General features: G+C 65.9%; 24 protein-coding genes and 1 tRNA gene. 7 read left to right on the forward strand and 18 right to left on the reverse strand.

Features of this window, described 5'->3' with window-relative positions; genetic code table 11:
• Positions 1-45: 45 nt before the first annotated feature.
• From JOF57_RS17220 to JOF57_RS17245, 6 genes are all read right to left on the reverse strand, one after another.
• Positions 46-675, reverse strand: coding sequence for a heme-binding beta-barrel domain-containing protein (locus tag JOF57_RS17220; RefSeq protein ID WP_163663320.1), 630 nt, complete (start codon positions 673-675; stop codon positions 46-48).
• Positions 676-701: 26 nt separating this feature from the next.
• Positions 702-1,121, reverse strand: a complete 420-nt coding sequence (locus tag JOF57_RS17225) for a Fur family transcriptional regulator (protein ID WP_163663322.1) — start codon at positions 1,119-1,121, stop codon at positions 702-704.
• A 184-nt stretch (positions 1,122-1,305) separates the two neighbouring features.
• Positions 1,306-1,379 (reverse strand) — tRNA-Met (locus tag JOF57_RS17230).
• Between the two features lie 85 nt (positions 1,380-1,464).
• On the reverse strand, positions 1,465-2,859 hold the full coding sequence (locus JOF57_RS17235; protein WP_163663324.1) for an FAD-binding oxidoreductase: 1,395 nt from the start codon (positions 2,857-2,859) through the stop codon (positions 1,465-1,467).
• Between the two features lie 160 nt (positions 2,860-3,019).
• Positions 3,020-6,028 carry a UPF0182 family protein gene (locus tag JOF57_RS17240; RefSeq protein WP_209918429.1) on the reverse strand — a complete coding sequence of 1,003 codons (3,009 nt, stop codon included), beginning with the start codon at positions 6,026-6,028 and terminating at the stop codon, positions 3,020-3,022.
• Between the two features lie 95 nt (positions 6,029-6,123).
• Entirely contained in the window at positions 6,124-7,164 is a 1,041-nt protein-coding gene (locus JOF57_RS17245; RefSeq protein WP_209918431.1) for a YlbL family protein, read from the reverse strand.
• Between the two features lie 91 nt (positions 7,165-7,255).
• On the opposite strand from JOF57_RS17245, the gene JOF57_RS17250 reads away from it, so the two are divergent.
• The 3 genes from JOF57_RS17250 to JOF57_RS17260 all read left to right on the forward strand — a co-directional run bounded on the left by JOF57_RS17250 (position 7,256) and on the right by JOF57_RS17260 (position 10,955).
• Complete coding sequence (locus JOF57_RS17250; RefSeq protein WP_209918433.1) at positions 7,256-8,671, forward strand: zinc-dependent metalloprotease; 1,416 nt, start codon at positions 7,256-7,258, stop codon at positions 8,669-8,671.
• 64 nt (positions 8,672-8,735) lie between these two features.
• The gene (locus JOF57_RS17255) at positions 8,736-9,578 is read left to right on the forward strand and encodes a bacteriocin biosynthesis cyclodehydratase domain-containing protein (RefSeq protein WP_209918435.1); all 843 of its coding nucleotides are present in this window, start codon (positions 8,736-8,738) and stop codon (positions 9,576-9,578) included.
• Between the two features lie 42 nt (positions 9,579-9,620).
• Positions 9,621-10,955: a macrolide-binding ATPase MABP-1 gene (locus tag JOF57_RS17260; protein WP_209918437.1), complete on the forward strand. Its 1,335-nt coding sequence runs from the start codon at positions 9,621-9,623 to the stop codon at positions 10,953-10,955.
• A gap of 92 nt (positions 10,956-11,047) precedes the next feature.
• Here the strand turns inward: JOF57_RS17260 and JOF57_RS17265 are convergent, their stop codons facing one another.
• The 4 genes from JOF57_RS17265 to JOF57_RS17280 form a co-directional block, all read right to left on the reverse strand.
• Positions 11,048-11,359 (reverse strand): WhiB family transcriptional regulator, encoded by a 312-nt coding sequence (locus JOF57_RS17265; RefSeq protein ID WP_209918439.1) that lies wholly within the window; start codon positions 11,357-11,359, stop codon positions 11,048-11,050.
• Positions 11,360-11,517: 158 nt separating this feature from the next.
• On the reverse strand, positions 11,518-11,694 hold the full coding sequence (locus JOF57_RS17270; RefSeq protein WP_209918441.1) for a hypothetical protein: 177 nt from the start codon (positions 11,692-11,694) through the stop codon (positions 11,518-11,520).
• Between the two features lie 105 nt (positions 11,695-11,799).
• Positions 11,800-13,935, reverse strand: a complete 2,136-nt coding sequence (locus JOF57_RS17275; RefSeq protein WP_273544695.1) for an ATP-dependent DNA helicase UvrD2 — start codon at positions 13,933-13,935, stop codon at positions 11,800-11,802.
• A gap of 45 nt (positions 13,936-13,980) precedes the next feature.
• Positions 13,981-14,724, reverse strand: coding sequence for an SDR family oxidoreductase (locus tag JOF57_RS17280; RefSeq protein ID WP_209918445.1), 744 nt, complete (start codon positions 14,722-14,724; stop codon positions 13,981-13,983).
• A 72-nt stretch (positions 14,725-14,796) separates the two neighbouring features.
• Between JOF57_RS17280 and JOF57_RS17285 the strand changes: the two genes are divergently transcribed.
• A complete protein-coding gene (locus JOF57_RS17285) occupies positions 14,797-15,270 on the forward strand; it encodes an RrF2 family transcriptional regulator (protein ID WP_209918448.1) in 474 nt (157 codons plus the stop codon).
• Between the two features lie 57 nt (positions 15,271-15,327).
• Here JOF57_RS17285 and JOF57_RS17290 read toward each other — a convergent pair whose 3' ends face one another.
• The 5 genes from JOF57_RS17290 to JOF57_RS17310 all read right to left on the reverse strand — a co-directional run bounded on the left by JOF57_RS17290 (position 15,328) and on the right by JOF57_RS17310 (position 19,063).
• The gene (locus JOF57_RS17290) at positions 15,328-15,747 is read right to left on the reverse strand and encodes a hypothetical protein (RefSeq protein ID WP_209923451.1); all 420 of its coding nucleotides are present in this window, start codon (positions 15,745-15,747) and stop codon (positions 15,328-15,330) included.
• A 36-nt stretch (positions 15,748-15,783) separates the two neighbouring features.
• Complete coding sequence (locus JOF57_RS17295) at positions 15,784-16,200, reverse strand: RidA family protein (protein ID WP_209918450.1); 417 nt, start codon at positions 16,198-16,200, stop codon at positions 15,784-15,786.
• 25 nt (positions 16,201-16,225) lie between these two features.
• A complete protein-coding gene (locus tag JOF57_RS17300) occupies positions 16,226-17,143 on the reverse strand; it encodes an MOSC N-terminal beta barrel domain-containing protein (protein WP_209918451.1) in 918 nt (305 codons plus the stop codon).
• A gap of 201 nt (positions 17,144-17,344) precedes the next feature.
• On the reverse strand, positions 17,345-18,229 hold the full coding sequence (locus JOF57_RS17305) for a dihydrodipicolinate synthase family protein (protein ID WP_209918453.1): 885 nt from the start codon (positions 18,227-18,229) through the stop codon (positions 17,345-17,347).
• Between the two features lie 48 nt (positions 18,230-18,277).
• The gene (locus tag JOF57_RS17310; protein ID WP_209918455.1) at positions 18,278-19,063 is read right to left on the reverse strand and encodes an aldolase; all 786 of its coding nucleotides are present in this window, start codon (positions 19,061-19,063) and stop codon (positions 18,278-18,280) included.
• A gap of 189 nt (positions 19,064-19,252) precedes the next feature.
• Between JOF57_RS17310 and JOF57_RS17315 the strand changes: the two genes are divergently transcribed.
• Entirely contained in the window at positions 19,253-20,179 is a 927-nt protein-coding gene (locus JOF57_RS17315; protein WP_209923453.1) for a carbon-nitrogen hydrolase family protein, read from the forward strand.
• Between the two features lie 151 nt (positions 20,180-20,330).
• A complete protein-coding gene (locus JOF57_RS17320; protein ID WP_209918457.1) occupies positions 20,331-20,630 on the forward strand; it encodes a hypothetical protein in 300 nt (99 codons plus the stop codon).
• A gap of 24 nt (positions 20,631-20,654) precedes the next feature.
• On the opposite strand, the gene JOF57_RS17325 is transcribed toward JOF57_RS17320, so the two are convergent.
• The 3 genes from JOF57_RS17325 to JOF57_RS17335 all read right to left on the reverse strand — a co-directional run bounded on the left by JOF57_RS17325 (position 20,655) and on the right by JOF57_RS17335 (position 23,500).
• Entirely contained in the window at positions 20,655-21,182 is a 528-nt protein-coding gene (locus JOF57_RS17325) for a helix-turn-helix domain-containing protein (RefSeq protein WP_209918459.1), read from the reverse strand.
• Positions 21,183-21,300: 118 nt separating this feature from the next.
• Entirely contained in the window at positions 21,301-22,326 is a 1,026-nt protein-coding gene (locus JOF57_RS17330) for an acyl-CoA dehydrogenase family protein (RefSeq protein ID WP_407666580.1), read from the reverse strand.
• 31 nt (positions 22,327-22,357) lie between these two features.
• Positions 22,358-23,500 (reverse strand): acyl-CoA dehydrogenase family protein, encoded by a 1,143-nt coding sequence (locus JOF57_RS17335; protein ID WP_209923454.1) that lies wholly within the window; start codon positions 23,498-23,500, stop codon positions 22,358-22,360.
• A 95-nt stretch (positions 23,501-23,595) separates the two neighbouring features.
• Here JOF57_RS17335 and JOF57_RS17340 point away from each other — a divergent pair, with 95 nt between their 5' ends.
• A complete protein-coding gene (locus JOF57_RS17340; protein ID WP_209918462.1) occupies positions 23,596-23,841 on the forward strand; it encodes a mycoredoxin in 246 nt (81 codons plus the stop codon).
• The last annotated feature ends 6 nt before the right edge of the window (positions 23,842-23,847 follow it).

The raw sequence follows: 23,847 nt of genomic DNA on the forward strand, positions 1-23,847 counted from the left end.
ATGGCCCTCAGGGTTTCGCCTGAGGGCCATTCTCACCGGTAGCGATCAGGCGTGCTCGGTGCCCGGGTGGAACTGCTTGACGCGGCGCAGCGTGTTCTCGTCGGTGTGGTGCATCTCGGCACCGGTAGCCGCCAGCCGCAGCAGGAGATCCGAGGTGTAGCTGAGGGTGCCGTCGTCGTTGAACGTGAAGCTGCTGGTGAAGTCCTTGATCTCGGCACGCTGCATCAGGTAGCGGTTCTGCAGGATGCCGTAGCTGGGATCACCGGGCTTGGCGTTGAAGTGCAGCGTGCGGTCACCGGGCTGGGCATCGCTGCCGGCCAGGATCGCGATGCCACGACCGAACACGACGTTGCGGATCACCTGGCCGTTGGCCTTGTCCCACAGCAGGAAACCGATCTCGTCGTGGAACGGGTCCATCGCCTCTTCGCCGTGCCGCCATGCGGTCATCGAGTAGTTGAGGCCCCACAGCTTCTGCTGACCGTTCTCCTGGATCGGGATCGGCTTGAACACTGCCTTTTCGAAGTAGCTGGTGTGGCCGGTGATGTCGTCGTCGTTGTGGTAGCTCAGATCGACACCGACGTCACCTTCCCATTCACCGACGAAGGGCGTCAGAGGCCCCAGCTTCTGCGGGCCCTGGATCTGGCTGAGTTCGGGGGTGGTGAGAGTGGCGGTCATTGTCGGTACTCCATTCGGTTGTTGGTTCACTGGGAGAAATCTCGGCAGGCCGGGCAGCGACCCCAGAAGGTCACCTCGGCCTCATCGACGCAGAAGTCGTGGTCGTCACCGGCCTGCAGGCAGGGGGCTTGCCCGGTGGCACAGGGGATGTCGATGACCACACGACAGCCACGGCAGACCAGGTGATGGTGATTGTCACCGGTCTCGAGTTCGAAGAGCGCGCGCAATCCGGCTGGTTCCACGCGGCGCAACAAACCTGCCCCGGTGAGCGCGTGCACCACGTCATAGATCGCCTGCGTCGACACGGCACCCAAGCGATCTCGGGCGCCGGCAGCGATCGTCTCGACATCCGCGTGCGGCCGTTCCACGAGCTCGGCAAGTACCGCGAGACGCGGTCGGGTCACCCGGAGCCCGGCTGTGCGCAGTCGATCCTCGGCGCTGTGCATGGGCCCTCGATTCTGGAGTTAGTCCAGATCATTGTGGATCAATTGTCTTGCGCAATGCAAGTCCTGTGAACTGGCTGGGTACTTGGATCAGCTGCTTCGACGATGAGCGGCCCCGGCCCCGATGAGCCATCGACCCAAATAGAGAATGGCCCCCGGACTGACGTCCGAGGACCATTCTCACTAGTAGCGGGGACAGGATTCGAACCTGCGACCTCTGGGTTATGAGCCCAGCGAGCTACCGAGCTGCTCCACCCCGCGTTGCAAATACAAGGTTACCGGGGTCTTACGCAGAGCTCCAAATCGTGTGCTCAGGGCTTGTTTTTGGGTCAAACCAGCCGCAGATTCAGTCCACGAAACGCACCACCTGGCCGCACCTGAACACCCCGGCCGGGTCGTGCCGCTCGGCCAGCGCGGCCAACCAGTGCCTGGTCTCGGCGTCGTAGACCCGCCCGGCCCGCCCAGCATCCTCGGACGGCGCGAAATTTGCGATCTGGCCGCCGCTGGACCACTGCGACAGCGCGACAATCAGTGCGCCGGCCTGTGCCACCACAGCGGCAGCCGTCGGGGGCGCCAGGACCCCGATGGTGGCCACCGTGAAGGCGGCGTCACGATGGCAGAACGCGCTGCGGTGGCGTCCCTCACGAGCGAATGCCCCGCCCAGCATCCGCACTTCCACGATCGTCTGCACCGAACCGGAATCCGGCCCGGCCGCCCCCAGGAGCACGTCGACCGTCTCCGCGGTCAGTTCCCGCAGCAGCGTGTGGTGTTCGTAGCACGGCATCGGATCGACCGGATCGGCATGCACCGCTCCGATGGCGGCGTACGGCATCACCGCGACGGTGTCGAGTACCGGCGTGGCGACCGCGCGCATCGGCGCCAGTCGCCGCTCGGCCTCGTCGAAATCGCCGACGGCTGCGTACCGGACCGCGACGGTGAAGCGACCGGCCAGCGGCTCCGGAATTCCGGGCAGCGGCGGGAGCTGTTGCAGAGCAATGGACGTCGAGATGGACTCGGGCAGGTCAGCACACCAGGTGGCCCACTCGCGCAGCACCACACCGGCGTCCGCACCATCGAAGTAGACCGCGCCACCGTAGAACTCGGGAATCGGCAGCAGGTCGATCTCGACCGAGGTGACAATGCCCAGCGTCGACTTTCCACCGCGCAGACCCCAGAACAGCTCGGCGTTCTCCTCCGGTGTGGCACGCAGCAACTCCCCCGCACCGGTGACCAACTCGAAGGACCGCACATGGTCCGACGACAGCCCGACGGTACGTACCAACGGCCCGATCCCCCCGCCGGTGAGGTATCCCACGACACCGACGCCAGGAGCCGATCCGCACGCCCCCGCCAGACCGTGCGGAGCCGCCGCGTCGAGCACCTGCTGCCAGGTGGCGCCGGCCGCCACCCGTGCGGTGCGCGCCACCGGATCGATAGTGACACCGGTCATCTCAGAGGTCACCACCAGGATCGTGTCGGACGCCACCGCCATCGCGCCGTGGCCGGTGGCCTGGACGGCGACCCGGTATCCCCTGGCCGCCGCGAAGCCAACGGTGTTGGCGATGTCGTAGGCGGTTGTCGCCAGCACTACCGCGGCAGGCTCCACAGTGGCCGCCACATTCCACGGGGTGGCCCGTTCATAGCCGACTTCCCCCGGCAACGCCACCGGGGCGGCCACGTGGGCCCGAAGGCCCTTCAACGCGTCGTCCAGGCCGTCGCGGGCAATATCGGTCAGGGTCATCGGGGTCCTCTCGGCAAAAAGTCCGTGCAAATTATCGACGCACAGCATCACCGGAACCACTTGGCGTTGACTTGGCGGCCAGGTCAAGCAGCACGAAAAGACGCGTAGGTACCCGAAATCCCGTGATTTGGGGTACCTACGCGTCTTTTCGCGGGGACGACTACTTGGCGGTGTCGTACTTCTTCATCGCATCGTTCAACCGCTGCAGCGCCTGCCCGTACTTGCCGAAGTCACCGCTGCGCTGGGCCTCCTGGGCCTCCGACAACGCCGACTCGACATCCTTCAGCGCCGCGGACTTGCCCGGCGACAACTGCACCGGCTCACCGGGCGGGACCGCGGCGGCAGGCGGAGGAACCGCCTGCGGTGCCTGGCCGTCGGCATTGGCCGGCGGCTGGGCTGCCGGTAGCGCCTCCGCCGACGGCACCGCCTGCGGCTTGCCGTCAGTGGGAGCCACATTGGTGGCGGTGGCACCCGCCCCCGGACCGAAGATCTCGGTCAGCGCATCACTGACGGTCGGGGCATAGCCCACCTTGTCGCCGTAGAGCATCGCGACGCGAATCAGGCGCGGGTACGACGAGGCGGCGTCGCTGCTACCCGGCGAGGCGTACACCGGTGCCACATACAGCAGGCCACCGTCGGCGACCGGCAGGGTCAACAGGTTGCCCCACCGGATCCGGTTCTGGTTGTCGCGCCCGATCACACCGAGATCCTGCGAGACGGCGGTGTCGGTACTGATCGCGTTGAACGCCAGCTTGGGACCGTTCACCTGACCCGGGATGGTCAGGACGGTGATCTTGCCGTAGCTCGCCGGATCGGAACTGGCACTGATGTAGGCGGCCAGGAAGTCACGCCGGATCCAGTTCATCGCGCTGGTCAACTGGAACGACGACGCGTTGCTGTTGTTGGCCAGGTCGCGGGCCACGATGTAGTACGGCGGCTGGAAGCTGCTCGCGGTGGGGTTGGGATCCAGTGGGACATCCCAGAAGTCGGCGTTGGTGAAGAACTTCACCGGGTCGTCGACGTGGTACTTCGCCAACAGCGCGCGCTGCACCTTGAACAGATCCTCGGGGTAGCGCAGATGGCTCTGCAGTTCCGGCGAGATATCCGACTTCGGCTTGACCGTGCCCGGGAACACACTCATCCAGGCCTTGAGGACCGGATCCTGCTCGTCCTGCGCATAGAGGGAGACCGTGCCGTCGTAGGCGTCCACGGTGGCCTTGACCGAGTTACGGATGTAGGACACCTGCTTGTCCGGCGCCAACCGGTTCACCGCAACCTCGTTGGAGTCCGCGGTGGCACTCGACAGCGTGGTCAGTTCCGAATACGGATACTTCTCCAGCGTGGTGTAGCCGTCGACGATCCACACCATGCGCTTGTTGACGATCGCCGGGTAGACGCTGGTGTCGGTGGTCAGCCACGGCGCCACCGCCTCGACCCGCTTGGCCGGATCGCGGTTGAACAGGATCTTGCTGTCCTCGCCGATCACGTTGGACAGCAAGAAGTTCCGCTCGGCAAACTTGGCGGCGAACAGCGAGCGGGTGAGCAGGCTACCCACCTTCACCCCGCCGCTGCCGGAGTAGGTGTAGTTCTTGGTCTCGGTGTTGGTCTCGTAGTCGTACTCACGATCGGTGTCCCCGATCTTGCCGACGATGGCGTAATCGGCTGCGGTATCGGCGATCACCGGTCCGAAGTAGACGCGCGGCTGATCCAGCGGTGCCGGTCCGGGTGAGACCACCCCGCCGTTCGCCCCCACCACACTGGACAGGAACTCCGGGTAACCACCGTTCTGGTTGGGATCGTTGGCGATTCCGCGCACCGTGTTGGCCGGCGACGCGATGAACCCGTTGCCGTGGGTGTAGACGGTGTGCCGGTTGATCCAGTCCCGCTGGTTGTCGATCAACCGGTCCGGGTTGAGCTCACGCGCGGCTACCACGAAGTCGCGCAGATTGCCGTCGGGTCCGGCGTAGCGGTCGATGGCCAGTTGATCCGGGAAGTAGTAGAAGTTCTTGCCCTGCTGGAACTGGGTGAACGCCGGGCTGACGATCGTCGGATCGAGCAACCGGATGTTCGACGTGGTGGCCCGGTCCGCCGCCACCTGGGCCGCGGTGGTCGCGCCACTGCCCTCGTAGCTGCGGTAGGTCACCGTGTCGCCGGTGAGCCCGTAAGCCTGCCGGGTCGCGGAGATACTGCGGCTGATGTACTCGGCTTCCTTCTGTGCCGCGTTCGGCTTGACGCTGAACTGCTCGACAACCAGCGGCCACCCCGCACCCACCACCATCGAGCTCAGCAGCAACAACACCACGCCGATGGCCGGAATCCGCAAGTCGCGCAGCACGATCGCCGAGAACACCGCGACCGCGCAGATCAGTGCGATGGCCAACAGGATCAACTTTGCCGGCAGTACCGCATTGATGTCGGTGTAGCCGGCGCCGGTGAACGGCTTGGCGGCTCGGGTGTTGCTGAGCAATTCGTAGCGGTCCAGCCAGTACGCGAACGCCTTCAGCAGGATCAGGAACCCGACGAGGCTGATCAACTGGATGCGCGCGGCGCGACTCAACGCGCCAGTGCGCCCGGTCAGCCGGATCCCGCCGAACACGTAGTGCCCCAGCAGATTCGCGACGAACGCCAGGAACGTCGCGACGAACAGATACGTCAGCACCAACCGGTAGAACGGCAGATCGAATGCATAGAAGCCGAGATCCCGGCCGAACTGGGGATCGGTGATCCCGAAGTCGCCGCCGTGCAGAAACAGCTGCACCCGCACCCAGTAGCTCTGTGCGATCACACCGGCGAGCAGCCCGATGAAAACCGGAACCCCGATCCCGAACAACCGCAACCGGGCCATCACGGTGGTGCGGTACCGCGCCACCGGATCATTGGGGCCTGCCGTCGGGACGAACACCGGACGGGTCCGATAGGCCAGCGCCAGCCCGGCGAACACCACCACCCCGATGAGCAGCCCGACCACGAGGAACACGATGAGCCGGGTAGCCAGCACGGTGGTGAACACCGACCGGTACCCGAGCTCGCCGAACCACAACCAGTCGACATACCCGTCGACGACCCGAGGCCCGATCAGAAGCGCTAGCACTGCCACCAGCGCCAGGCCGATCAGCACCCGGCTACGTCGCGTCAGCTTCGGCATCCTCGCCGCCGGCCGCATCCCCACTGGTCAACTCCCGTTTCAGCCTCGGTGGAATCGTGGCATGCCCGACGGACCGCCCGATTTTCTACAACTCTAGCCACCCACAGGCAGCCTGCGGATCAGCAACGAGGCGGTTCGCCACCGGCAGAAATCGTGTGCAGCGCCTCGACGGCCTCGGTCAGCGTGTCCACCTTCACCAAATCCATGCCGTCCTGAGGCGCCGAGCGCGCCTCGGTGCAGTTGTCGGCGGGCACGAGGAACACCGTGGCACCCGCTTCCTTGGCGGCCAGCATCTTGTGGGTGATGCCGCCGATAGACCCCACCTTGCCCTCGCCGGTGATGGTTCCGGTGCCCGCGACGAACTTGCCGTCGTTGAGATCACCGGTGGTCAGCTTGTCGACGACAGCGAGGCTGAACATCAGTCCCGCCGACGGGCCGCCGATGTTGGCCAGGTTGAAGTCGATGCCGAACGGCGCCCACGGTGCGTCGAGCACACCCACGCCGAGGAATCCGTAGTCCCGGTCCGGGTTGTCACCGAGCGTGATGGTGGCGACGCCGGGCGGAGCGTTCTTGCGACGGAAGTCGATCACCAGCTGCTCACCCGGCTTGGTCTTCTTCAGAATGGCCTGGAATTCGTCGAGGTTGGCCACCGCTGTCCCATTCACCCCGTCGATCGCGTCACCGTCGCGCAGCTTGCCCGCCGACGGACCGGGATCGGTGACGCTCTGCACGGTCACCGCCACCGGATACTTCAGGAACGACAGTGCTGCGTACTCGGCGCTGTCCTCGGACTTCTTGAAATCCGAGTTGTTGGCCTCGTCGATCTCGTTCTTCGACTTGTTCGGCGGGTACACCAGGTCGCGCGGAACCAGTTGCTCACGGCCCGACATCCACAACGCGATCGCCTGGCCGAGGGTCAGGCCGTCACGCTGGGACACGGTGGTCATGTTCAGGTGCCCCGAGGTGGGGTGGACCACAGAGCCGCCGGTGTCGTCGGTGCTCTTGATGTCGACCACCTGTTTGCCCTCGACCTCGCCGAGCGTGTTGAACGTCGGACCGGGCCCCAACGACACGAAGGGCACCGTCACCACCGACAGCAGCACACCGAACGCCACGATCGGCACCAGCGCAACCAGTAGCGTCAAAATCCGCCTGTTCACGCCGCCCACAGTAAGGCCTGCACCATCGTGTTCACCCACAGCGTGACCCACAGGCGCACCCGGACACCCCGGCATGAGTACCGTTATAGATATGCCTGACCTGCCCTTCGGCTTCTCCACCGGGAATGACCCCGACCGAGACAAAGACAAGAAGGACCCCGATTCGGGGTCCGGGCCCGCCAACTCCGGACCAGGTCCGGGTTCGGATCCGTTCGGTTTGGGCATGGGCGGAGCCAACTTCGACATGGGCGACCTCGGCCAGATCTTCACCAAGCTCGGCGAGATGTTCAGCGGCGCAGGCGGCGCCATGGGCGGCAAGCAATCCGGGCCGGTGAACTACGACCTGGCCCGGCAGTTGGCGTCCAACTCGATCGGGTTCGTCGCCCCGGTGCCGGAGAAGACGAGCGGCGCGGTCGCCGACGCGGTACGGCTCGCCGAGACCTGGCTCGACGGGGTCACCCCTCTGCCCGCGGGCACCACCAGGTCGGTGGCCTGGACCCCCAGCGACTGGCTGGACAACACGCTGGACACCTGGAAGCGGCTGTGCGACCCGGTGGCCGAGCAGATCTCCGCGGTGTGGGCGTCGGCGCTGCCCGAAGAGGCCAAGAGCATGGCCGGTCCGCTGCTGGCGATGATGTCGCAGATGGGCGGCATGGCGTTCGGCTCCCAGCTGGGGCAGGCGCTGGGCAAGCTGTCCCGCGAAGTGCTCACCTCCACCGACGTCGGCTTGCCGCTGGGCCCCAAGGGCGTCGCAGCACTCATGCCGGAGGCGATCGAATCACTCGCCGAGGGCCTGGAGCGGCCACGCAGCGAGATCCTCACCTTTCTGGCCGCCCGTGAGGCCGCCCACCACCGCCTGTTCAGCCATGTGCCGTGGCTGTCCAGCCAACTGCTCGGCACCGTCGAGGCCTTCGCCAAGGGCATGAAGGTCGACATGTCGGGCATCGAGGACTTAGCCCGCGGATTCAACCCGGCCTCCCTCGGCGACCCGTCGGAGATGGAGCAACTGCTCAACCAGGGCATCTTCGAGCCCAAAGCCACCCCCGAGCAGGAAGCCGCCCTGGAACGGCTGGAAACTCTGCTCGCGCTCATCGAGGGCTGGGTGCAGACCGTCGTCACCGCGGCGCTGGGCGAGCGCATTCCCGGCACCTCGGCGCTGGCCGAGATGCTCCGTCGTCGGCGCGCCACCGGCGGACCCGCCGAGCAGACCTTCGCCACGCTCGTCGGCCTCGAACTGCGCCCCCGCAAGATGCGCGAAGCCGCGGTGCTGTGGGAACGGCTGACCGAGGCAGTCGGCACCGATACCCGCGACAGCGTGTGGGAGCACCCCGATCTGCTGCCGAGCGCAGCCGACCTCGACGATCCGGCCGGCTTCATCGACCGGATGATCGGCGGCGACACCAGCGGCATCGACAGCGCCTTCGAACAGGCCATCGCCGACCTGGAGAAAGAGCAGCGCGAGGGCGGCAAAGGCGACGCCGAGGGTGACCGCGGCAGCGAGTCCTGACCGCCCCACGGCGGCCTGTGGATAACTGAAACGGCGGTTCCCGCCGCCGTGGCAGAGTTTTCGCATGACGCGCTATGTGCTCGCCGCAGGCCGACCGATCCTGCTGCGTCCCGACGAGGCGGTTCAGTTGGGCTGGGATCCGCGGCGCGCGGTCCTGGTGCGTCCCCCGACCGGGATGAGCCAGGCGCAACTGACCGATCTGCTGCGGTCACTGCAGGCCGGCGCCACCCGTGACGAATTGATCACGGCGGCAGAATCATTCGACGATGACGACGCCATCGATGAGCTGATCGCCGCATTGACCGAGACCGGAATACTCACCGCCCTCACTCCCCCGCGGCCGACCCGGTCGGCATCCATCCGCGTGCACGGCCGCGGACCGCTGTCGGAACTGCTGGCCAACGGCCTGCGCTGCTCAGGCGCCCGGGTCAGGCACAGCACACACCCACACACCAGGAACGTGGCGGCCTCCACCGACCTGGTGGTGCTGGCCGACTACCAGATCACCGACCCGCGGCTGCTGCAGGAACTGCATCACGGCGGAATCGCCCACCTGCCGGTGCGGGTCCGCGACGGCGCCGGCCTGGTGGGGCCGCTGGTCATCCCCGGTCTGACCAGTTGCCTGCAATGCGCCGATCTCCACCGCACCGATCGCGACGCGGCGTGGCCTGCCGTGGCAACCCAACTCAGGGGCGCCGTCGGCAGCGCCGGCCGCGCGACCATCCTGGCCACCGCGGCGTTGGCGCTGCGGCAGGTCGACCTGGTGATCCGCGCCGTGGGACACGGCGACGACAACCAGCCTGCGCCCGCCGCGCCGCCGACGTTGAACACCACCCTCGAACTCGACGCCGACGGGTACTCGATCGTCGCGAGGCGCTGGTCCCGGCACCCCGACTGCCCATGTTGAAAACGAATGTTGCCAGTTGACTGCGGGCAGTTCAGGCGAGTCGTGGATGATGGTCGTGTGACCGAGATCAAACGGGGAAGCGTCGCACGTAATGCCAAGCTCGCCGGGCTGGCCGGAGGCATGGCCGGTCGCGCCGCACTGGGCTTCGGCAAGCGCCTGACCGGCAAGTCCAAGGACGAAGTCACTGCCGAATTGATGGACAAAGCCGCCCAACAACTGTTCGCCGTGCTCGGGGAGCTCAAGGGCGGCGCGATGAAGGTGGGCCAGGCGCTGTCGGTGCTCGAAGCGGCCATCCCCGAGCAGTACGGCAAGCCGTATCGGGAAGCGCTGACCAAGCTGCAGCGCGAAGCACCGCCACTCCCGGCCGCCAAGGTGCACCGGGTCCTCGATGCGCAGCTCGGCACCAAATGGCGGGAACGGTTCATCTCGTTCGACGACACCCCGGTGGCCTCGGCCAGCATCGGTCAGGTGCACAAGGCGGTCTGGTCCGACGGCCGCGAGGTCGCCGTCAAGATCCAATACCCCGGTGCCGACGAGGCACTGCGCGCGGACCTCAAGACGATCCAGCGCCTGGTCGGCGTGTTCAAGCAGCTGGCCCCCGGCATCGACATCCAGGGCATCGTCGACGAGTTGATCGAACGCACCGACATGGAGCTCGACTACCGCCTAGAGGCCGAAAATCAGCGTGCCTTCGCCAAGGCGTACCGCGACGATCCGCACTTCTGCATCCCCGCCATCGTCGCCAGCGCGCCGAAGGTCGTGATCGCCGAATGGATGGATGGCATCCCCATGTCGGTGATCATCCGCGAGGGCACCCCCGAACAGCGGGACCTGATGGGCACCCGGCTGTCCGAACTCACCTTCGACGCCCCCAAGCGCCTGCAGATGATGCATGGCGATGCCCATCCGGGGAACTTCATGCTGCTGCCCGACGGTCGGATGGGCGTCATCGACTTCGGCGCCGTTGCGCCCCTGCCCGACGGTTTCCCGACCGCCCTGGGCGAGTGCATCCGGCTGGCCCGGGACAAGAACTACGACGCATTGCTGCCGACCATGGAGGAAGCGGGCTTCATCCAGAAGGGCGAGCAGGTTTCGATCGAGGAAGTCGACGACATGCTGCGCCAGTACGTCCAACCGATCGAGGTCGACGTCTTCCACTACAACCGTCGGTGGATTCAGCGGATGGCGGCCGGCCAGATGGACAACTGGGTGGCCCAGATCAGGACCGCCCGCCAGCTCGATCTGCCGCCCAACCTGGCCATCCCGTTGCGCGTGATCGCCTCGACCATCGCGATGTCCTGCCAACTCGATGCGCATGTGCCGATGAAAGCGATTGCCACCGAACTGGTTCCGGGTTTCGCCGACGAGGCAGCCTAGGCCTCAGCTGCGCCCGAATGTCACGCTGGAGTGATGCCCGGCTTCGGGCGTCACTCCAGCGTGACAATGGCGGGTGCTTAGGCGGCGGGTGCTTAGGCGGCGGCCGGGTTCCCCGCGGCGTTCTTCCGTGGACGCCCACGCGGCCGCTTGCGGGCCACGACGGTTCCGCGATCGAGGATCTCACCGCCCCAGACGCCCCACGGCTCCTGCCGTTCCAGCGCGGCGGTGAGGCACGCGTTGCGGATCGGGCAATCCGCGCACAGTGCCTTGGCCTGCTCCAGATCGACTGGGCTCTCGGCGAACCACAGATCGGGATTCCCGATGTGGCATGGCACTGCCGGTAGCCGCTGCTCGCATGTCACCGGCGCGACGCTCACCTCCGGAGCGGTCATCGCAATGGACATGTGCTTATCCCCCTGCTTCCTGGTCGTTGTTGTCTGCGATCTGTCTTTCGATGGATCTGCGACCAGGTTTCTGGGGTGGAGAACAACTCCCAAAAAAATTGGCCACGGATCCGGTTAACTGCGGGTCCGTGGCCATTTGGCGGTGATGGGAGCTCTTCCTAGAAGGGGCTCCGATCCACGGACGCGCCTGTCGCGGCGGCGGGACGGCGCTTATGCTGCGGCGCAATTGCAGCGGCGGCCGGCCAGGCGGCGGCGGAGGGGGCAGCGGCGACGGCGAACACGGACGACGGCATGCCTGCAACCGCTACACCACCGAAATTGATGTTGATATCCATTGCGGGCACCCTCCTTCCGTCTCGTTACCAGAGCTGTGTTAAGAGGCTAAAGCCTAACAGCCATATCGCACAACCTATTTTCTACCTGCGGTTTTGGCGCGATCTTTACGAATCTTGGCGGCCCTTCACCCGTCCGACGACCAACGCAAGGACATCCGGGCCGTACTGCTCGAGCTTGCGGGCACCGATGCCGGGGAGGGCGACCAGTGCGGCGTCGTCGGTGGGCAGCGACTCGGCGATGGCAATCAGGGTGTTGTCGGTGAACACCACGTACGCCGGCACCTTCATCTCCTTGGAGACGCGCAGCCGCCAATCCTTGAGCTCGGCCAGCAGCCCCTCATCCACATCCGAGGGGCAGGTTTCACAGCGGCGCAACATGATCGCCGGTGGCGTCGTCAGCGCGGCGTTGCACACCCGGCAGCGCGGCGCCGGCCCACGTTGTCGACGCGAACGGTCCGGGCCCGAGCCGGCCCCATTCTGCAGCTGCGGGGCAATGCCGTTGAGGAACCGCGACGGCCGACGGCCCTGCCGCCCGCCAGGGGTGCGGGCCAGCGCCCAGCTCAGCCCGAGGTGCACCCGGGCCCGGGTAACCCCGACATAGAGCAGGCGACGCTCCTCCTCCACCGGCTCGCTGTCCGGCCCGTGCGCGAGCGCATGGGAGATCGGCAGGGTGTTGTCGGCCAGGCCGACCAGGAACACCGCATCCCACTCCAGGCCCTTGGCCGCATGCAGCGATGCCAATGTCACGCCCTGCACCACCGGTGGGTGCCGGGAGTCGGCCCGTTGGCGCAGCTCTGCGACCAGTGCCCGCAGGTCCAGTTCCGGACGCACCGAGACCTCTTCGTCGACCAGTTCGGCCAGCGCCGTCAACGCTTCCCAGCGTTCCCGTGCCTTGGTGCCGGCCGGCGGTTCGGCGGTCAACCCAAGCGGCTCGAGCAGCTCACGTACGAGGGCCGGCACGTTGTCCTCGGGTACGTCACGGTCGGCGAAGCGTTGCATCGCCACCAATGCCTGACGGATCTCCTGGCGGCTGAAGAAACCCTCACCACCGCGGACCTGGAAGGCGACGCCGGCCTCGGTGAGCGCCTCCTCGTAGACCTCGGACTGCGCGTTGATCCGGTACAGCACCGCGATTTCGGCCGGCTCTGTTCCGTTCTCGATGAGCTTCTTGATGGACCGCGCGACGGCCTTGGCCTCGGCCACCTCGTCGGGATATTCGGAGAACGTCGGCTCGGGACCAGGATCTCGTTGCCCCACCAGATGCAGCTTGCTGCCGGCCATCCGGCCGCGGGCCGCCGCGATGACCCGGTTGGCCAGTGACACCACCTGGGGCGTGGAGCGGTAGTCACGCTCCAACCGCACCACCGCGGCCTCAGGAAATCGCCGCGAGAAGTCCAGCAGGAACCGCGGAGTGGCCCCGGTGAACGAATAGATGGTCTGGTTGGCGTCACCGACCACGGTGAGGTCGTCGCGCTCGCCGAGCCAGGCGTCGAGCACCCGCTGCTGCAACGGCGTGACGTCCTGATATTCGTCGACGACGAAGCAGCGGTAGCGGTCACGGAATTCCTGGGCGACCGCGGCGTCGTTCTCGATGGCCGCGGCGGTGTGCAGCAGCAGGTCGTCGAAATCCAACAACGCCGAGCCGTCACGGCGCGCCTTGAGCGCCTCGTATCCCGAATAGACCGCCGCAACCTTGCCCGCATCGAACGGGATGTCACGTCCGACCTTCGCCACCGCGGTGCTGTAGGCCTCCGGAGTGATCAAAGATGCCTTGGCCCACTCGATTTCGCCGGCCAGGTCGCGAACGTCGTCGGTGCTGGTCTGCATGCCGGCCCGGTTCGCGGCCTGAGCGACCACCGCGAACTTGCTGTCGAGCAGCTCCCACCCGGTGTCGCCGACCAGGCGCGGCCAGAAGTACTGCAGCTGCCGGCGCGCCGCGGCGTGAAACGTCACCGCCTGCACCGCGGCGGTGTTCACCCCCGACTCCTGACCGAGCACCCGCAACCGGGTCCGCATCTCCCCCGCGGCGCGCGCGGTGAACGTCACCGCAAGCACCTGACTGGGTGCGACGTGGCCGCCGGCCACCAGGTGCGCGATCCGGCGGGTGATCGTGCGGGTCTTGCCGGTACCCGCACCGGCAAGCACGCACACCGGACCGCGGGCGGCCAGTACAGCCTCCCGCTGCTCATCATCCAGATCGCCCAGAGCGGGCGAGGGCGCCTCCAACGGCATGGGGTCCATGATGTCAGGGACCGGTGACAATCCCGGGCCCGGCGTGCATCGGGCCTATGACTGCCGGCTCAGCCACTGGTCGAAGGTGGTGGGCGCGATGCGGGCCTTCTCGCCGGGCAGCAGCGCATTGCCCGCCATCGTCACCCCGAAGATCGATGACCATGTCGGCACCAAGGTCACCTCGCGGCCGCGCACGGCCAAGGTGCGTCGGGCCATGTCGACCAGATCCTGCGTTTCCGGACCGGCCACGTCGACGTAGCGGCCCCGGGGGTCACCGACCACGACCTCGGCCAGGACCGCAGCCACATCGTCGGGATCGATGGGCTGCACCAGAAGCGGCGCGATCTGGGCCCGGCCGTCCTGTTCCGTCCAACTCACCACCATCTCGGCGAAATCGTGGAACTGGGTGGCCGGCACGATCGTCCACGGCACGGCCCCGGTCTCGACCAGGCTCTCCTGCTCACGTTTTCCGGCGTAGTGGGCATTGCCCTCGATGTCGTGGATTCCAACGATCGAGAGCAGCACATGGTGCCCGACGCCGGCGCGTTCCTCGGCGGCCAGCAGATTGCGGGTCGCGGTGCCCAGGTAATCCACCGTGGTGTCCCGATCGGTGGGCGGCGCGCTGATCGCGTCGACGACCGCCTGAACACCGGCCAGCGCCGCGTCGATCCCGTCCCCGCTGGACAGATCCACCCCATTCGAGCGGCTGATCGCCACCACCTCATGTCCCGCGCCCTGCAGGGACGCGAGCACGCGCGCCCCGATGTTTCCCGTCGATCCGGCAACTGCGATTCGCATGACGACTCCTGTCCTGGCCGATTGATATCTCGGACTATATCGGTCCGTAATATCTGTAATAAACTTCTGGCCGTGAAACTTCCCGTGGCCACGGAGTGGGCGCTGCACTGCGCGACGTCGCTGGCGCAGCTCGAGGCCGGGACCACCGCATCGGCCGCCGATCTCGCGGAGTACTTCGACCTGCCCGCGGCCTACCTCGCCAAGCAGCTGCAGGCGCTCACCCGTGCGGGTGTGCTGGCCGCGACGACCGGACCACGCGGCGGGTTCCGGCTCGGGCGGGCACCGAACGACATCACACTGTTGCAGATCGTCGAGGCGGTCGACGGCGTATCCGCCCCCTACGAGTGCCGCGAGATCCGGCGGCAGGGCCGCGGTGCCCTACCTGCCGCCTGGTGCCGTCACGAGTGCATCCTGGCGGTGAAAATGGCTGACGCTCACCAGGCCTGGCGGGCCAGCCTCGACGACGTCACGCTCGCCGACATCCTTGCCGACATCCCGGCCGCGGCGCCGGCACGCACTCGAAAATTGTTGGGCCGGAGGGCATGACGACTGCCGTTGCCAACCCGCCTCGCCCGCCGGCTCACTCGATCGGGCGGCGGGCGTCTAGAACCAGTAGTTGGCGACAAAACCAGCCAACAACACTGAGAATCCGCCCATCTCGCCGACGATCAGCAGGGCCATCGAAATATGCAGGCCGGTATTCGGATGTTCGAACTGGTTCGTGGTGTCCCGCAGTAGCCCGTGCACGATGTAGCTGATGATGGCAGCCATGAAGTAGAACACCAGGACCATCGCCGCAGTCAGATTGACCCACGCCGGCCATGCACTGAGCTCGACGAAGACCGCGGTGAGCAGCGTGGCGAACGCGTAGAGCAGCGATGCGCGGTGGGCGATATCGACATACGGGTGAGCGAAGTGATTGTCGTTGGTCACCATCTGTCGGTACTTCCAGATACCCAGCCCCAGTGCCAGCAGAAATATGAGCCCAGCGGCGAGCAGTGTGATGGCAGTGTCAATACCCAGAGGCAGAACAAGCCCGTCCAAAGTCATTTCTCCTTGTTACATCTGGTCGCCGGCAAGAGCGACACCTTGGATTTCCAAGAGGATCTGGGGCAGCGAGAGCCGCGCGACACCAATGGAGGTGACTGCCGGCCGGTGCACACCGATCCAGGGCTCGTAGACCTTGGCCAACGCCATCGACAGGTCATCGATGGCGGTGGTGAAGATGGTCATCGAGACGATGCGGGTGCGATCGGTACCCGCTGCGGTCAACGACAAGTCCAAAGTGTCGAGGATGACGGCCAACTGGCCCGCCACGTCGTCGGCCGGAAACTCGACACCGTCGGGGCCGCTTCGAGCGGCCACGATGCCTGACCAATGGACCATGTTGCCGGCGATCACCAATTGCGAAGTACCCACGGCTTCGAAGATCACCGGCTCCAGATATCCCAGATCCGGGTTGAGTCGTTTGATCATGCAGTTGCTCCTCCTCGTGTCGCGTTCAGCGGTCGGCCACCGGTTGGAACCGCACCTGATCCCCCACCCGCACATATCCCGGCCTGACTACCCCGGCATACACACCGGCGCAGGCCCAGCGGCCCATGCCCGGAATGACCTTCGTGTTGTGCCTGACGATGGTGCGAAGCGTGGCCCGGTCCAGCGGGACATCGGAGGCGTGGGCCAGCGTCGACATCACGCACCGCGATGTGTGCAGTTCGATCTTGGCTCTGAGCCCGTCGCCCACCGCGAGCGTTCCCCCCACCCAGACATCCTCGACCAGCCCGGCTTCCGGCGTGTCGACCAGCATCGTCGGGCGGTACCGAAGCGCATCGAAATTGGCTGACGCATGGCGCTTTTGAAAAAACTCAAGGGTGGACGTGGTGAGGAAGTGCAACGGTGTGAGGTCGAAGAATGTGTCGCCTTCATTAGGTGCATAGGTGAGCACGTCGTCACCGTCTGCGTTGACGGTGAGGTAGTCGCCGACCACGTCCTTGGGAATTGCTTCATCCCAGACCAGTTCGGTTTTGGCCCCTTCCGGCACGCTAGTCGTGAGCCGGACGCGGCGGCCCAGGTACCGCGACATGGCGTCATCCAATGCGGTACCGATGTTTCGATGGGCGCTGCCGTCGGGAAACACCACCTCCAACACCGGTAACGGCTCGCCCGGACGCGGCTCCTCGGTGTAGAGGGCCCGGCACGCGAGCATGGATCCATACTTTCGGGGATTCTTGGCGTTGCACAGATTGCCGCTCTCGAGGTCGACGAAGGCGTACCGACGATCACCCAACAGACCCGAGGTATCGACGTGCGCCTGTGGAATCATGCGCCCGCCAACAGACTTGATCGGAAATCGAAACAACGTCTTGACAGTGCCGACCGAGAGTTCAGACTCAGCATCGTGCCGGGACGGGACGTTCATCGGACTCCTACTGGCATTGCGTCGGAAGATGGCATCGCAAAGTGCGCGATGGGTGCGTCAAACTCCACCGAGATCCGTCGCCAGATCTCCCGCAACCGCCGAGGCGGTCCTTCCTCACGCTGGATGGCCAGTGCGAAGGTATGCGGGACACCATATCGAGGTGCGGATCGCCATCGCAAGTAACCGAAACGCGGCGCCGGGTCAGGACACTGCAAGGAGCCGACGCAACTCCTCGCGACCCGCGTCGTCGAGCGGAAGCAACGGCAGCCGCGGCACGCCGACCCCCTGGCCGAGCAGCTCTAGCCCGCCCTTGATCGTGGTGGGCAGACCCCCAGCGACGATGAACTCCAGCAGGGGACGCAACTCCTCGTACAACGATTCAGCCCGCGCCGAATCGCCCGCGCGGACCGCGTCGTAGAGATCCAGGCACGGCTGCGGTCGCAGGTTCGGAGCCGCCGTGCACCATCCCTTGGCGCCGGCATTGAAGGCCTTGAGCGCCAACGGGTTATTGCCGTTGTAGAAGGGCAGCTGCCCACCGCTCAGCTCCGCGATGCGGTGCATGCGCGACAGGTCACCGGTGGACTCCTTGACCATGGTGACGTTGTCGATGTCCTTGAACATCTGCACCAGCAGTTCCGGACGCATGTCGATGCCACTGGTCGCCGGGTTGTTGTAGACCATGATCGGGATGCCAATCGCGGCACCGATCGCCGCATAGTGCTGGGCGATCTCCCGTTCGGACAGTTTCCAATACGAGATCGGCAGCACCATGACCGCGTCGGCACCGGCCCGCTCGGCATACTGCGCCCGGCGAATGGTGTTGGCAGTCGTCAGATCTGAGGCACCGATGATGACGGGCACCCGCCGGTCGACGACCTCGATCGTGGTGTCGATGACGGCATCGAACTCGGCCTCGGTGAGGTACGCCGACTCACCCGTGCTGCCGAGCGGGACGATACCGTGCGCTCCGCTCGCCACCAGTCGTTCGACCAGGGCAGCGAGCTTGCCGGTGTCGATCTGTTGGTCGGCGGTGAACGGGGTCACCGGATAGGCGAGGATTCCGTGGATCTCAGTATTGGCGGTCATTTGGGTCGTCCTTTGTGGTTCGGATCCGGATTGGGCTGAAGCGAATGCTCAACTGGCCAGCGCGTCGGGATGATTGCGCAGCGCGCGCCGGGCGTAGTAGGCGAAATTGGCCTGGCTGCGTTTGGGCCGCAACGTCCAGTCGTGGGCCTCGCGCGCCAGGCGCGGCGGCAGGTCGGCGATCGTGCCGGCCGCCATGGCGGCCAGTTGCAGTTTGGCGCCGCGCTCGATCAGCATCGCCAATGAGCACGATTCCTCGATGCTGGCCCCGGCGATCACATGGCCGTGATGGGCCAACAGGATCGCCTTCTTGCCCCCCAGTGCGGCGCTGATGATCTCGCCCTCTTCGTTGCCGACCGGAACTCCGGGCCAGTCGGCCAGGAAGGCGCAATCGTCATACAGGGGCGCGATATCCATCTGCGATACCTGCAGCGGGACTTCCAGCATCGACAGCGCCGCGACGTGGAACGGGTGCGTGTGCACGATGCACTGCACATCGGGCCTGGCGCGGTAGATCCAGGTATGGAATCGATTGGCAGGGTTAGCCATTCCCTGGCCCTCGAGAACGTTGAGATCTTCGTCGACCAGCAGCAGATTGCCTTCGGAGATCTCGTCGAACCCCAGCCCCAACCGTTGGGTGTAGTAGGTACCGGGCTCATCGGCGCGCGCGGTGATCTGACCCGCCAGGCCGGAATCGTGGCCCGCATCGAAGAGGGCCCGGCACGTCAACGCCAGCTTCTGCCGCGTCGTCAGGGTGGACTCTTCGATATGGGTCGACAACCCATCAAGGGCCCGCTGCATCAGAACTTGTTTCGAATCACCAAGCGTAGTCGTCATCTCGGACTGCCTTTCTACGTGGACGAACCAGCGACACAAAAATGACCGTAGGACACTTTGTGTCCTGATGTCAACAGTGTCGCGCGATCCGGCAGTCCAGGCCGTTCCCGCACCCGCCAGAGGCTACGATCACGTGCAGATGACACCATGTGTCCACCCGTGCATCAACAACCCGAGGAGCGTTCGATCATGGTTCTGGCGGCGGCTATCCAACTCGAGGCGACACTGGCTGACGTTCCGGCCAACCTGGCCGCCTGCGAGCGGCTCGGCGATGAAGCCGGACGTGCAGGCGCACGCATTATCGCGCTACCGGAGTTCTTCTCCACGGGAATCGGTTTCGCCGACTCACTGGCCGACGCAGCGTTGCCGCCGGACGGCGCCGCGACACAGCTTCTCACCACGCTCGCCCATCGGCACGCAGCCCTGGTCGGCGGGTCTTTTTTGTGCCGCGACGCCGACGGACACGTCCGCAATGCGTACCTTCTCGCCGATCCGACCGGCATCATCGGGCGCCACGACAAGGACTTCCCCACCATGTGGGAGAACGCGTTCTACGTGGGTGGCAACGACGACGGGATCATCGACGCCGACGGGTTTCACGTCGGCGCGGCAGTGTGCTGGGAACTGATGCGCACCGGCACGGTCCGACGCCTGCAGGGCCGCGTCGACCTGCTCATGACCGGTTCGGGCTGGTGGTCGATCCCCCAATGGCGACCACGCACCGTGTTCGACCATATTGAGCGGAACAACCGTCTCACCGCCCGCGCCGCGGCAGCCTCGTTCGCCCGGTACGTCGGCGCACCCTGCGTGCACGCCGCCCACGCAGGCAACCTCGAATGCTCGATGCCGTGGCTGCCGGCGACCTACCGCGGCCACTTCGAGGGCTCGACCATGATCACCACGGCATCGGGCGAGATCGTCGCCGAGCGACGAGCCGAAGAAGGAGAGGGTGTGGTTCTCGGCGAGATCACGGTCGGGCGCCAAGACCCCAGCCTGCCCACCCCCACCGGCTATTGGCTGCACAAACGGGGCCTCCTGCCGAGCGCGGTCTGGCACTACCAGCGCTGGCACGGCCGGCCCTGGTACCAACGCAACGTGGCCGGCACTCCGTCGTGAGCTCCTGCCTGGGCGCCTTCACCTAGGCGAAACCCAGTCGAATCGAGGGCTTTTCATACTGACCTCCGTACAGACAATAAGTTTCCTTCATGACACAATGTGTCCTATGATGGGAGGCGTACTGCCGGCCATCAAAAGGGAATGAGAAGCCATGAAGCACACCGCAACCATCACGGCATTTTCTATCGGCGTGGCCGCAAGCAGCCTCACTGCCGGCGCCGCGGTAGCCGCAGCCGCCCCAACCGGACCGTCGGCGGCCGAAACCATCGCGCTACTGCAGTCCGAAGGCAAGCGGGTGATCATCAACCGGGTCGGCAGCGGTCCGCTCGATCAGTGCACGGTCACCGATGTCCGCTCGGTGGTCCTACGCCCGCAGGCAAGGACGGTCACGATTCACGGCCTGCCGGATCTGGAGCCCATTCCCACTGTGCACGTCAACCTCAAGTGCTGATCGACGAACGCACGGCGAAAGCTGTCAGCGGTTGCGGCTGTACTCGCTGTGGGTGATCACCAGAACCTCGCTGGGCGTGTTTCCCCGCTGCCGAAGCTGGTGGGGCAGGGAAGCGTCAAAATACGCGCAATCGCCGGGTTCCAGCGTGACCAGATCATCCTGGTATCGCAGCTCCACAACCCCGGCGTGGACGAACACCAACTCCTGTCCGGCGTGTTCGGGGTGCGGATGTTCGGCGAACTTGAGCGTGGGCCGCACTATGAACGGCGACATCGATTTGCCGAGCATCCCTGCGGCGACAGCGTGATAGCGGCTGCTTCCGCGCCCGTCAGCACGATCGACGGACAACGTCGTGACCGCAGGATCCTCGGAAAACAGCTGTGCCACATCGACCTCGAGCGCGCGTGCCAGCTTCATCGCGACGGCGATGGACGGGGTCGAGCGCTGCCGCTCGACCTTTGACAGGTAACTCTTGGTCAGCCCGGTCGCCTCGGCAAGTTCCTCAAGGGTCATGCCCCGCTGTTGACGCACAGCACGCAAAAGAGCGCTCATGACACCTCCCGCCTGGCAATACCGAACACTGTCGGCATTATTCTCCCATAGGACAATCAGTGTCATATCGACGACATCGAAGAATATCGAGGCCAATCGCCGGCAATCTGCGGCGAGATCAATCCCCGGTCGCGGTAATCAACGCCCACAGTCCATCCGAGCCCGCCACAGTGGCGTACTCCATGAGCTTGTCATCCCAATGCGCAACCGAGCCGTACTCCGAACGCCAGGACAGTGCGGGCATCGTGAACTCGTGCAGGCGGTGCTCACGCGTCGTGCCGATCGCGCCGTGCACCTGATGAGCATTGCGCACCACGACCGACGTGGCATGGCCGACGCAGGAGCGTGCCACTGCGACAAGGAAATCCAGGTGCTCCGAGGACCAGTCTGAACGAAGCGCCTCGGCCAGCGCACCGTCGGTAGCCGCACGGGCCAGCGCGGACTCAGCGGCGATGTCGGCCACCAGGGTCTGAACCGCCTGGAACTTGGCCAGCGGTCGGCCGAACTGAGTGCGCTCGGACGTATGCGCCACCGACAGGGCCAGGGTCCGGTCCAGCACCGCGCACACCTGCACTGCCCGCACCAGCGCGGCACGGCGGGTGAACTCCTCGATCACGTTGTCGGGCAACGGGGTTCCCGTCAAGGCGGTGACATCTACGCTGACGTCATCACGCGGCTCCCCCGCCCGGTTACGGCCTGGAGTCACCGACAGTGACGCGGTATCCACATCGGCCACGCAGTATCCGGTGCCGTCGCGCCAGAGCAGCGCCACCCGGTCGGCGCCCGCCGCCCACGGCACCCCGCCCGCCACACCGTCGTCGTCGAGCAGGCAGGCGGTGCGCCGGGAATCGTCGGCTTCCAGGCCCGCCGCCTCCAACAACCAGCAGGCCAGCAGATCATGTTCGGCCAGCGGGATTCTCACCCCGTGCCACGCTGCCGCGCGCAGCAGTTCGACTGCCTCGGCCCAGCCGGCGCCGCTGCCGCCGTACTCCTCGGATCCGGTCAGCCGGACCAGGCCGAGTTCGCCCAACTGGTCCCACAATTCGGTGATTCCCTCACCTGGCTCGTACCGTTCGCGGTGCGCAGCGAACACCGCTGACATCATCTCGACCAGTTCGGGGTCAACAGCGTTCATGACACCCATTAGTGCCCTCTCCTCTTCGCGCAAGCGCTCATCAGCGCATCCCCAGGCCCCGCGCAATGACCCCACGTAGGACCTCGTTGGTACCGCCGCGCAGGGTGAACCCGGGACGTTGCGCCACGGCATCGGCCAGCATCGAGCAGTAACCCGGGTCGTCGATCTCGCCGAGAACATCGGCGAAATCAGCGATGTCGCCCTCGGTGGACGTTCCGAGCACCTTGACCACGGCCGCCGCGGTGTCGGCCGGTTCGTGACGCTCCAGCGCACCGGCAACCGCCATCGACATCTGGTGCAGCCCGGTGATGCGGGCCAGGTACCGGCCCAGATCGGTGTGGCGCGGTAGCGCCCCGTCACGCATGTGTGAGGCCATGTCCGCCAGCAGTGGGAACGTCGACAGGAAACGTTCGGGTCCGCTGCGTTCGAAACTCAGCTCCGAGGTCACCTGTTGCCAGCCGTTGCCGATGGTGCCGAACACCATCTCGTCGGGCACGAACACCTCGTCGAGGATCACCTCGTTGAAATGGTGCTTGCCGTTCATCGAGATGATCGGCCGGATGTCGACACCGGGCGCGCGCAGATCCACGATGAACTGACTGAGACCGTCGTGGCGGTGGGCCGGATCCACCGCAGCGGTGCGGGCCAGACAGATGAACGCATGCGCCAGATGCGCACCCGATGTCCACACCTTGGTTCCGGTGATCGTCCAACCCCCGTCGGCCTGCACGGCCCTCGTACGCACACTGGCCAGATCCGACCCGGAATCCGGCTCGCTCATCCCGATTCCGAAGTAGCACTCACCTTTGGCGATGGCGGGCAAGAACTTTCGTCGCTGTTCTTCGGTGCCGTACTTCAGCAGTGAGGGGACGATCTGCCGGTCGGCGATCCAGTGTGCCCCCACCGGGGCTCCGGCCGCCAGCAGTTCCTCGGTGACCACGAAACGCTCCTGATGGCTGCGCCCGTGTCCGCCGTAGGAGACGGGCACCGTCATGCCCAGCCAACCCCGGGCGGCCAGCGCCCGGCTGAACTCCTCATCCCAACCGTTCAGCCAACTGTCGGCGTACCGGCCGACCTTGCCCGACTGCTGCTGCTCGGCGACGAACTGCCGCACCTGCAACCGCAACTCGTCGAGCGCATGCGGGTCGCCGGCCACCGGCGGCACCAATCGGGTCATATTCAGCTCCGTCCTGCTGCGAACTAGCAACGTACCGCCGCGCGACGGAGACCTGCGCCACTGCGGGTATCAGACGGCGGTTCAGCTACGTTAGAGGCACTATGACTGCTACACCGACTGTGACCATGTACACCACGACGTGGTGCGGCTACTGCTCGCGGCTCAAGATGGCGCTGAAGTCCGAGGGCATCGCGTGGACCGAGGTCGATATCGAGCAGGATCCGGCCGCCGCGGACTTCGTCGGTTCGGTCAACAACGGCAACCATGTGGTGCCGACCCTGAAGTTCCCGGACGGGTCGACGCTGACCAACCCGACCATCAAGCAGGTCAAGGCCAAACTCAGCTAGACAGTC

The sequence above is a fragment of the Mycolicibacterium lutetiense genome (assembly GCF_017876775.1).
Classification (GTDB): domain Bacteria; phylum Actinomycetota; class Actinomycetes; order Mycobacteriales; family Mycobacteriaceae; genus Mycobacterium; species Mycobacterium lutetiense.

Excerpts from the sequence above, each read along its gene's own strand:
- JOF57_RS17270 (WP_209918441.1), bottom strand. The coding sequence starts at position 11,694 with ATGGATATCAACATCAATTTCGGTGGTGTAGCGGTTGCAGGCATGCCG.
- JOF57_RS17255 (WP_209918435.1), top strand. The coding sequence starts at position 8,736 with ATGACGCGCTATGTGCTCGCCGCAGGCCGACCGATCCTGCTGCGTCCC.
- JOF57_RS17225 (WP_163663322.1), bottom strand. The coding sequence starts at position 1,121 with ATGCACAGCGCCGAGGATCGACTGCGCACAGCCGGGCTCCGGGTGACC.
- JOF57_RS17265 (WP_209918439.1), bottom strand. The coding sequence starts at position 11,359 with ATGTCCATTGCGATGACCGCTCCGGAGGTGAGCGTCGCGCCGGTGACA.
- JOF57_RS17280 (WP_209918445.1), bottom strand. The coding sequence starts at position 14,724 with ATGCGAATCGCAGTTGCCGGATCGACGGGAAACATCGGGGCGCGCGTG.
- JOF57_RS17305 (WP_209918453.1), bottom strand. The coding sequence starts at position 18,229 with ATGACCGCCAATACTGAGATCCACGGAATCCTCGCCTATCCGGTGACC.
- JOF57_RS17310 (WP_209918455.1), bottom strand. The coding sequence starts at position 19,063 with ATGACGACTACGCTTGGTGATTCGAAACAAGTTCTGATGCAGCGGGCC.
- JOF57_RS17235 (WP_163663324.1), bottom strand. The coding sequence starts at position 2,859 with ATGACCCTGACCGATATTGCCCGCGACGGCCTGGACGACGCGTTGAAG.
- JOF57_RS17315 (WP_209923453.1), top strand. The coding sequence starts at position 19,253 with ATGGTTCTGGCGGCGGCTATCCAACTCGAGGCGACACTGGCTGACGTT.
- JOF57_RS17340 (WP_209918462.1), top strand. The coding sequence starts at position 23,596 with ATGACTGCTACACCGACTGTGACCATGTACACCACGACGTGGTGCGGC.
- JOF57_RS17320 (WP_209918457.1), top strand. The coding sequence starts at position 20,331 with ATGAAGCACACCGCAACCATCACGGCATTTTCTATCGGCGTGGCCGCA.
- JOF57_RS17325 (WP_209918459.1), bottom strand. The coding sequence starts at position 21,182 with ATGAGCGCTCTTTTGCGTGCTGTGCGTCAACAGCGGGGCATGACCCTT.
- JOF57_RS17330 (WP_407666580.1), bottom strand. The coding sequence starts at position 22,326 with ATGGGTGTCATGAACGCTGTTGACCCCGAACTGGTCGAGATGATGTCA.
- JOF57_RS17275 (WP_273544695.1), bottom strand. The coding sequence starts at position 13,935 with ATGGACCCCATGCCGTTGGAGGCGCCCTCGCCCGCTCTGGGCGATCTG.
- JOF57_RS17250 (WP_209918433.1), top strand. The coding sequence starts at position 7,256 with ATGCCTGACCTGCCCTTCGGCTTCTCCACCGGGAATGACCCCGACCGA.
- JOF57_RS17295 (WP_209918450.1), bottom strand. The coding sequence starts at position 16,200 with ATGATCAAACGACTCAACCCGGATCTGGGATATCTGGAGCCGGTGATC.
- JOF57_RS17300 (WP_209918451.1), bottom strand. The coding sequence starts at position 17,143 with ATGAACGTCCCGTCCCGGCACGATGCTGAGTCTGAACTCTCGGTCGGC.
- JOF57_RS17220 (WP_163663320.1), bottom strand. The coding sequence starts at position 675 with ATGACCGCCACTCTCACCACCCCCGAACTCAGCCAGATCCAGGGCCCG.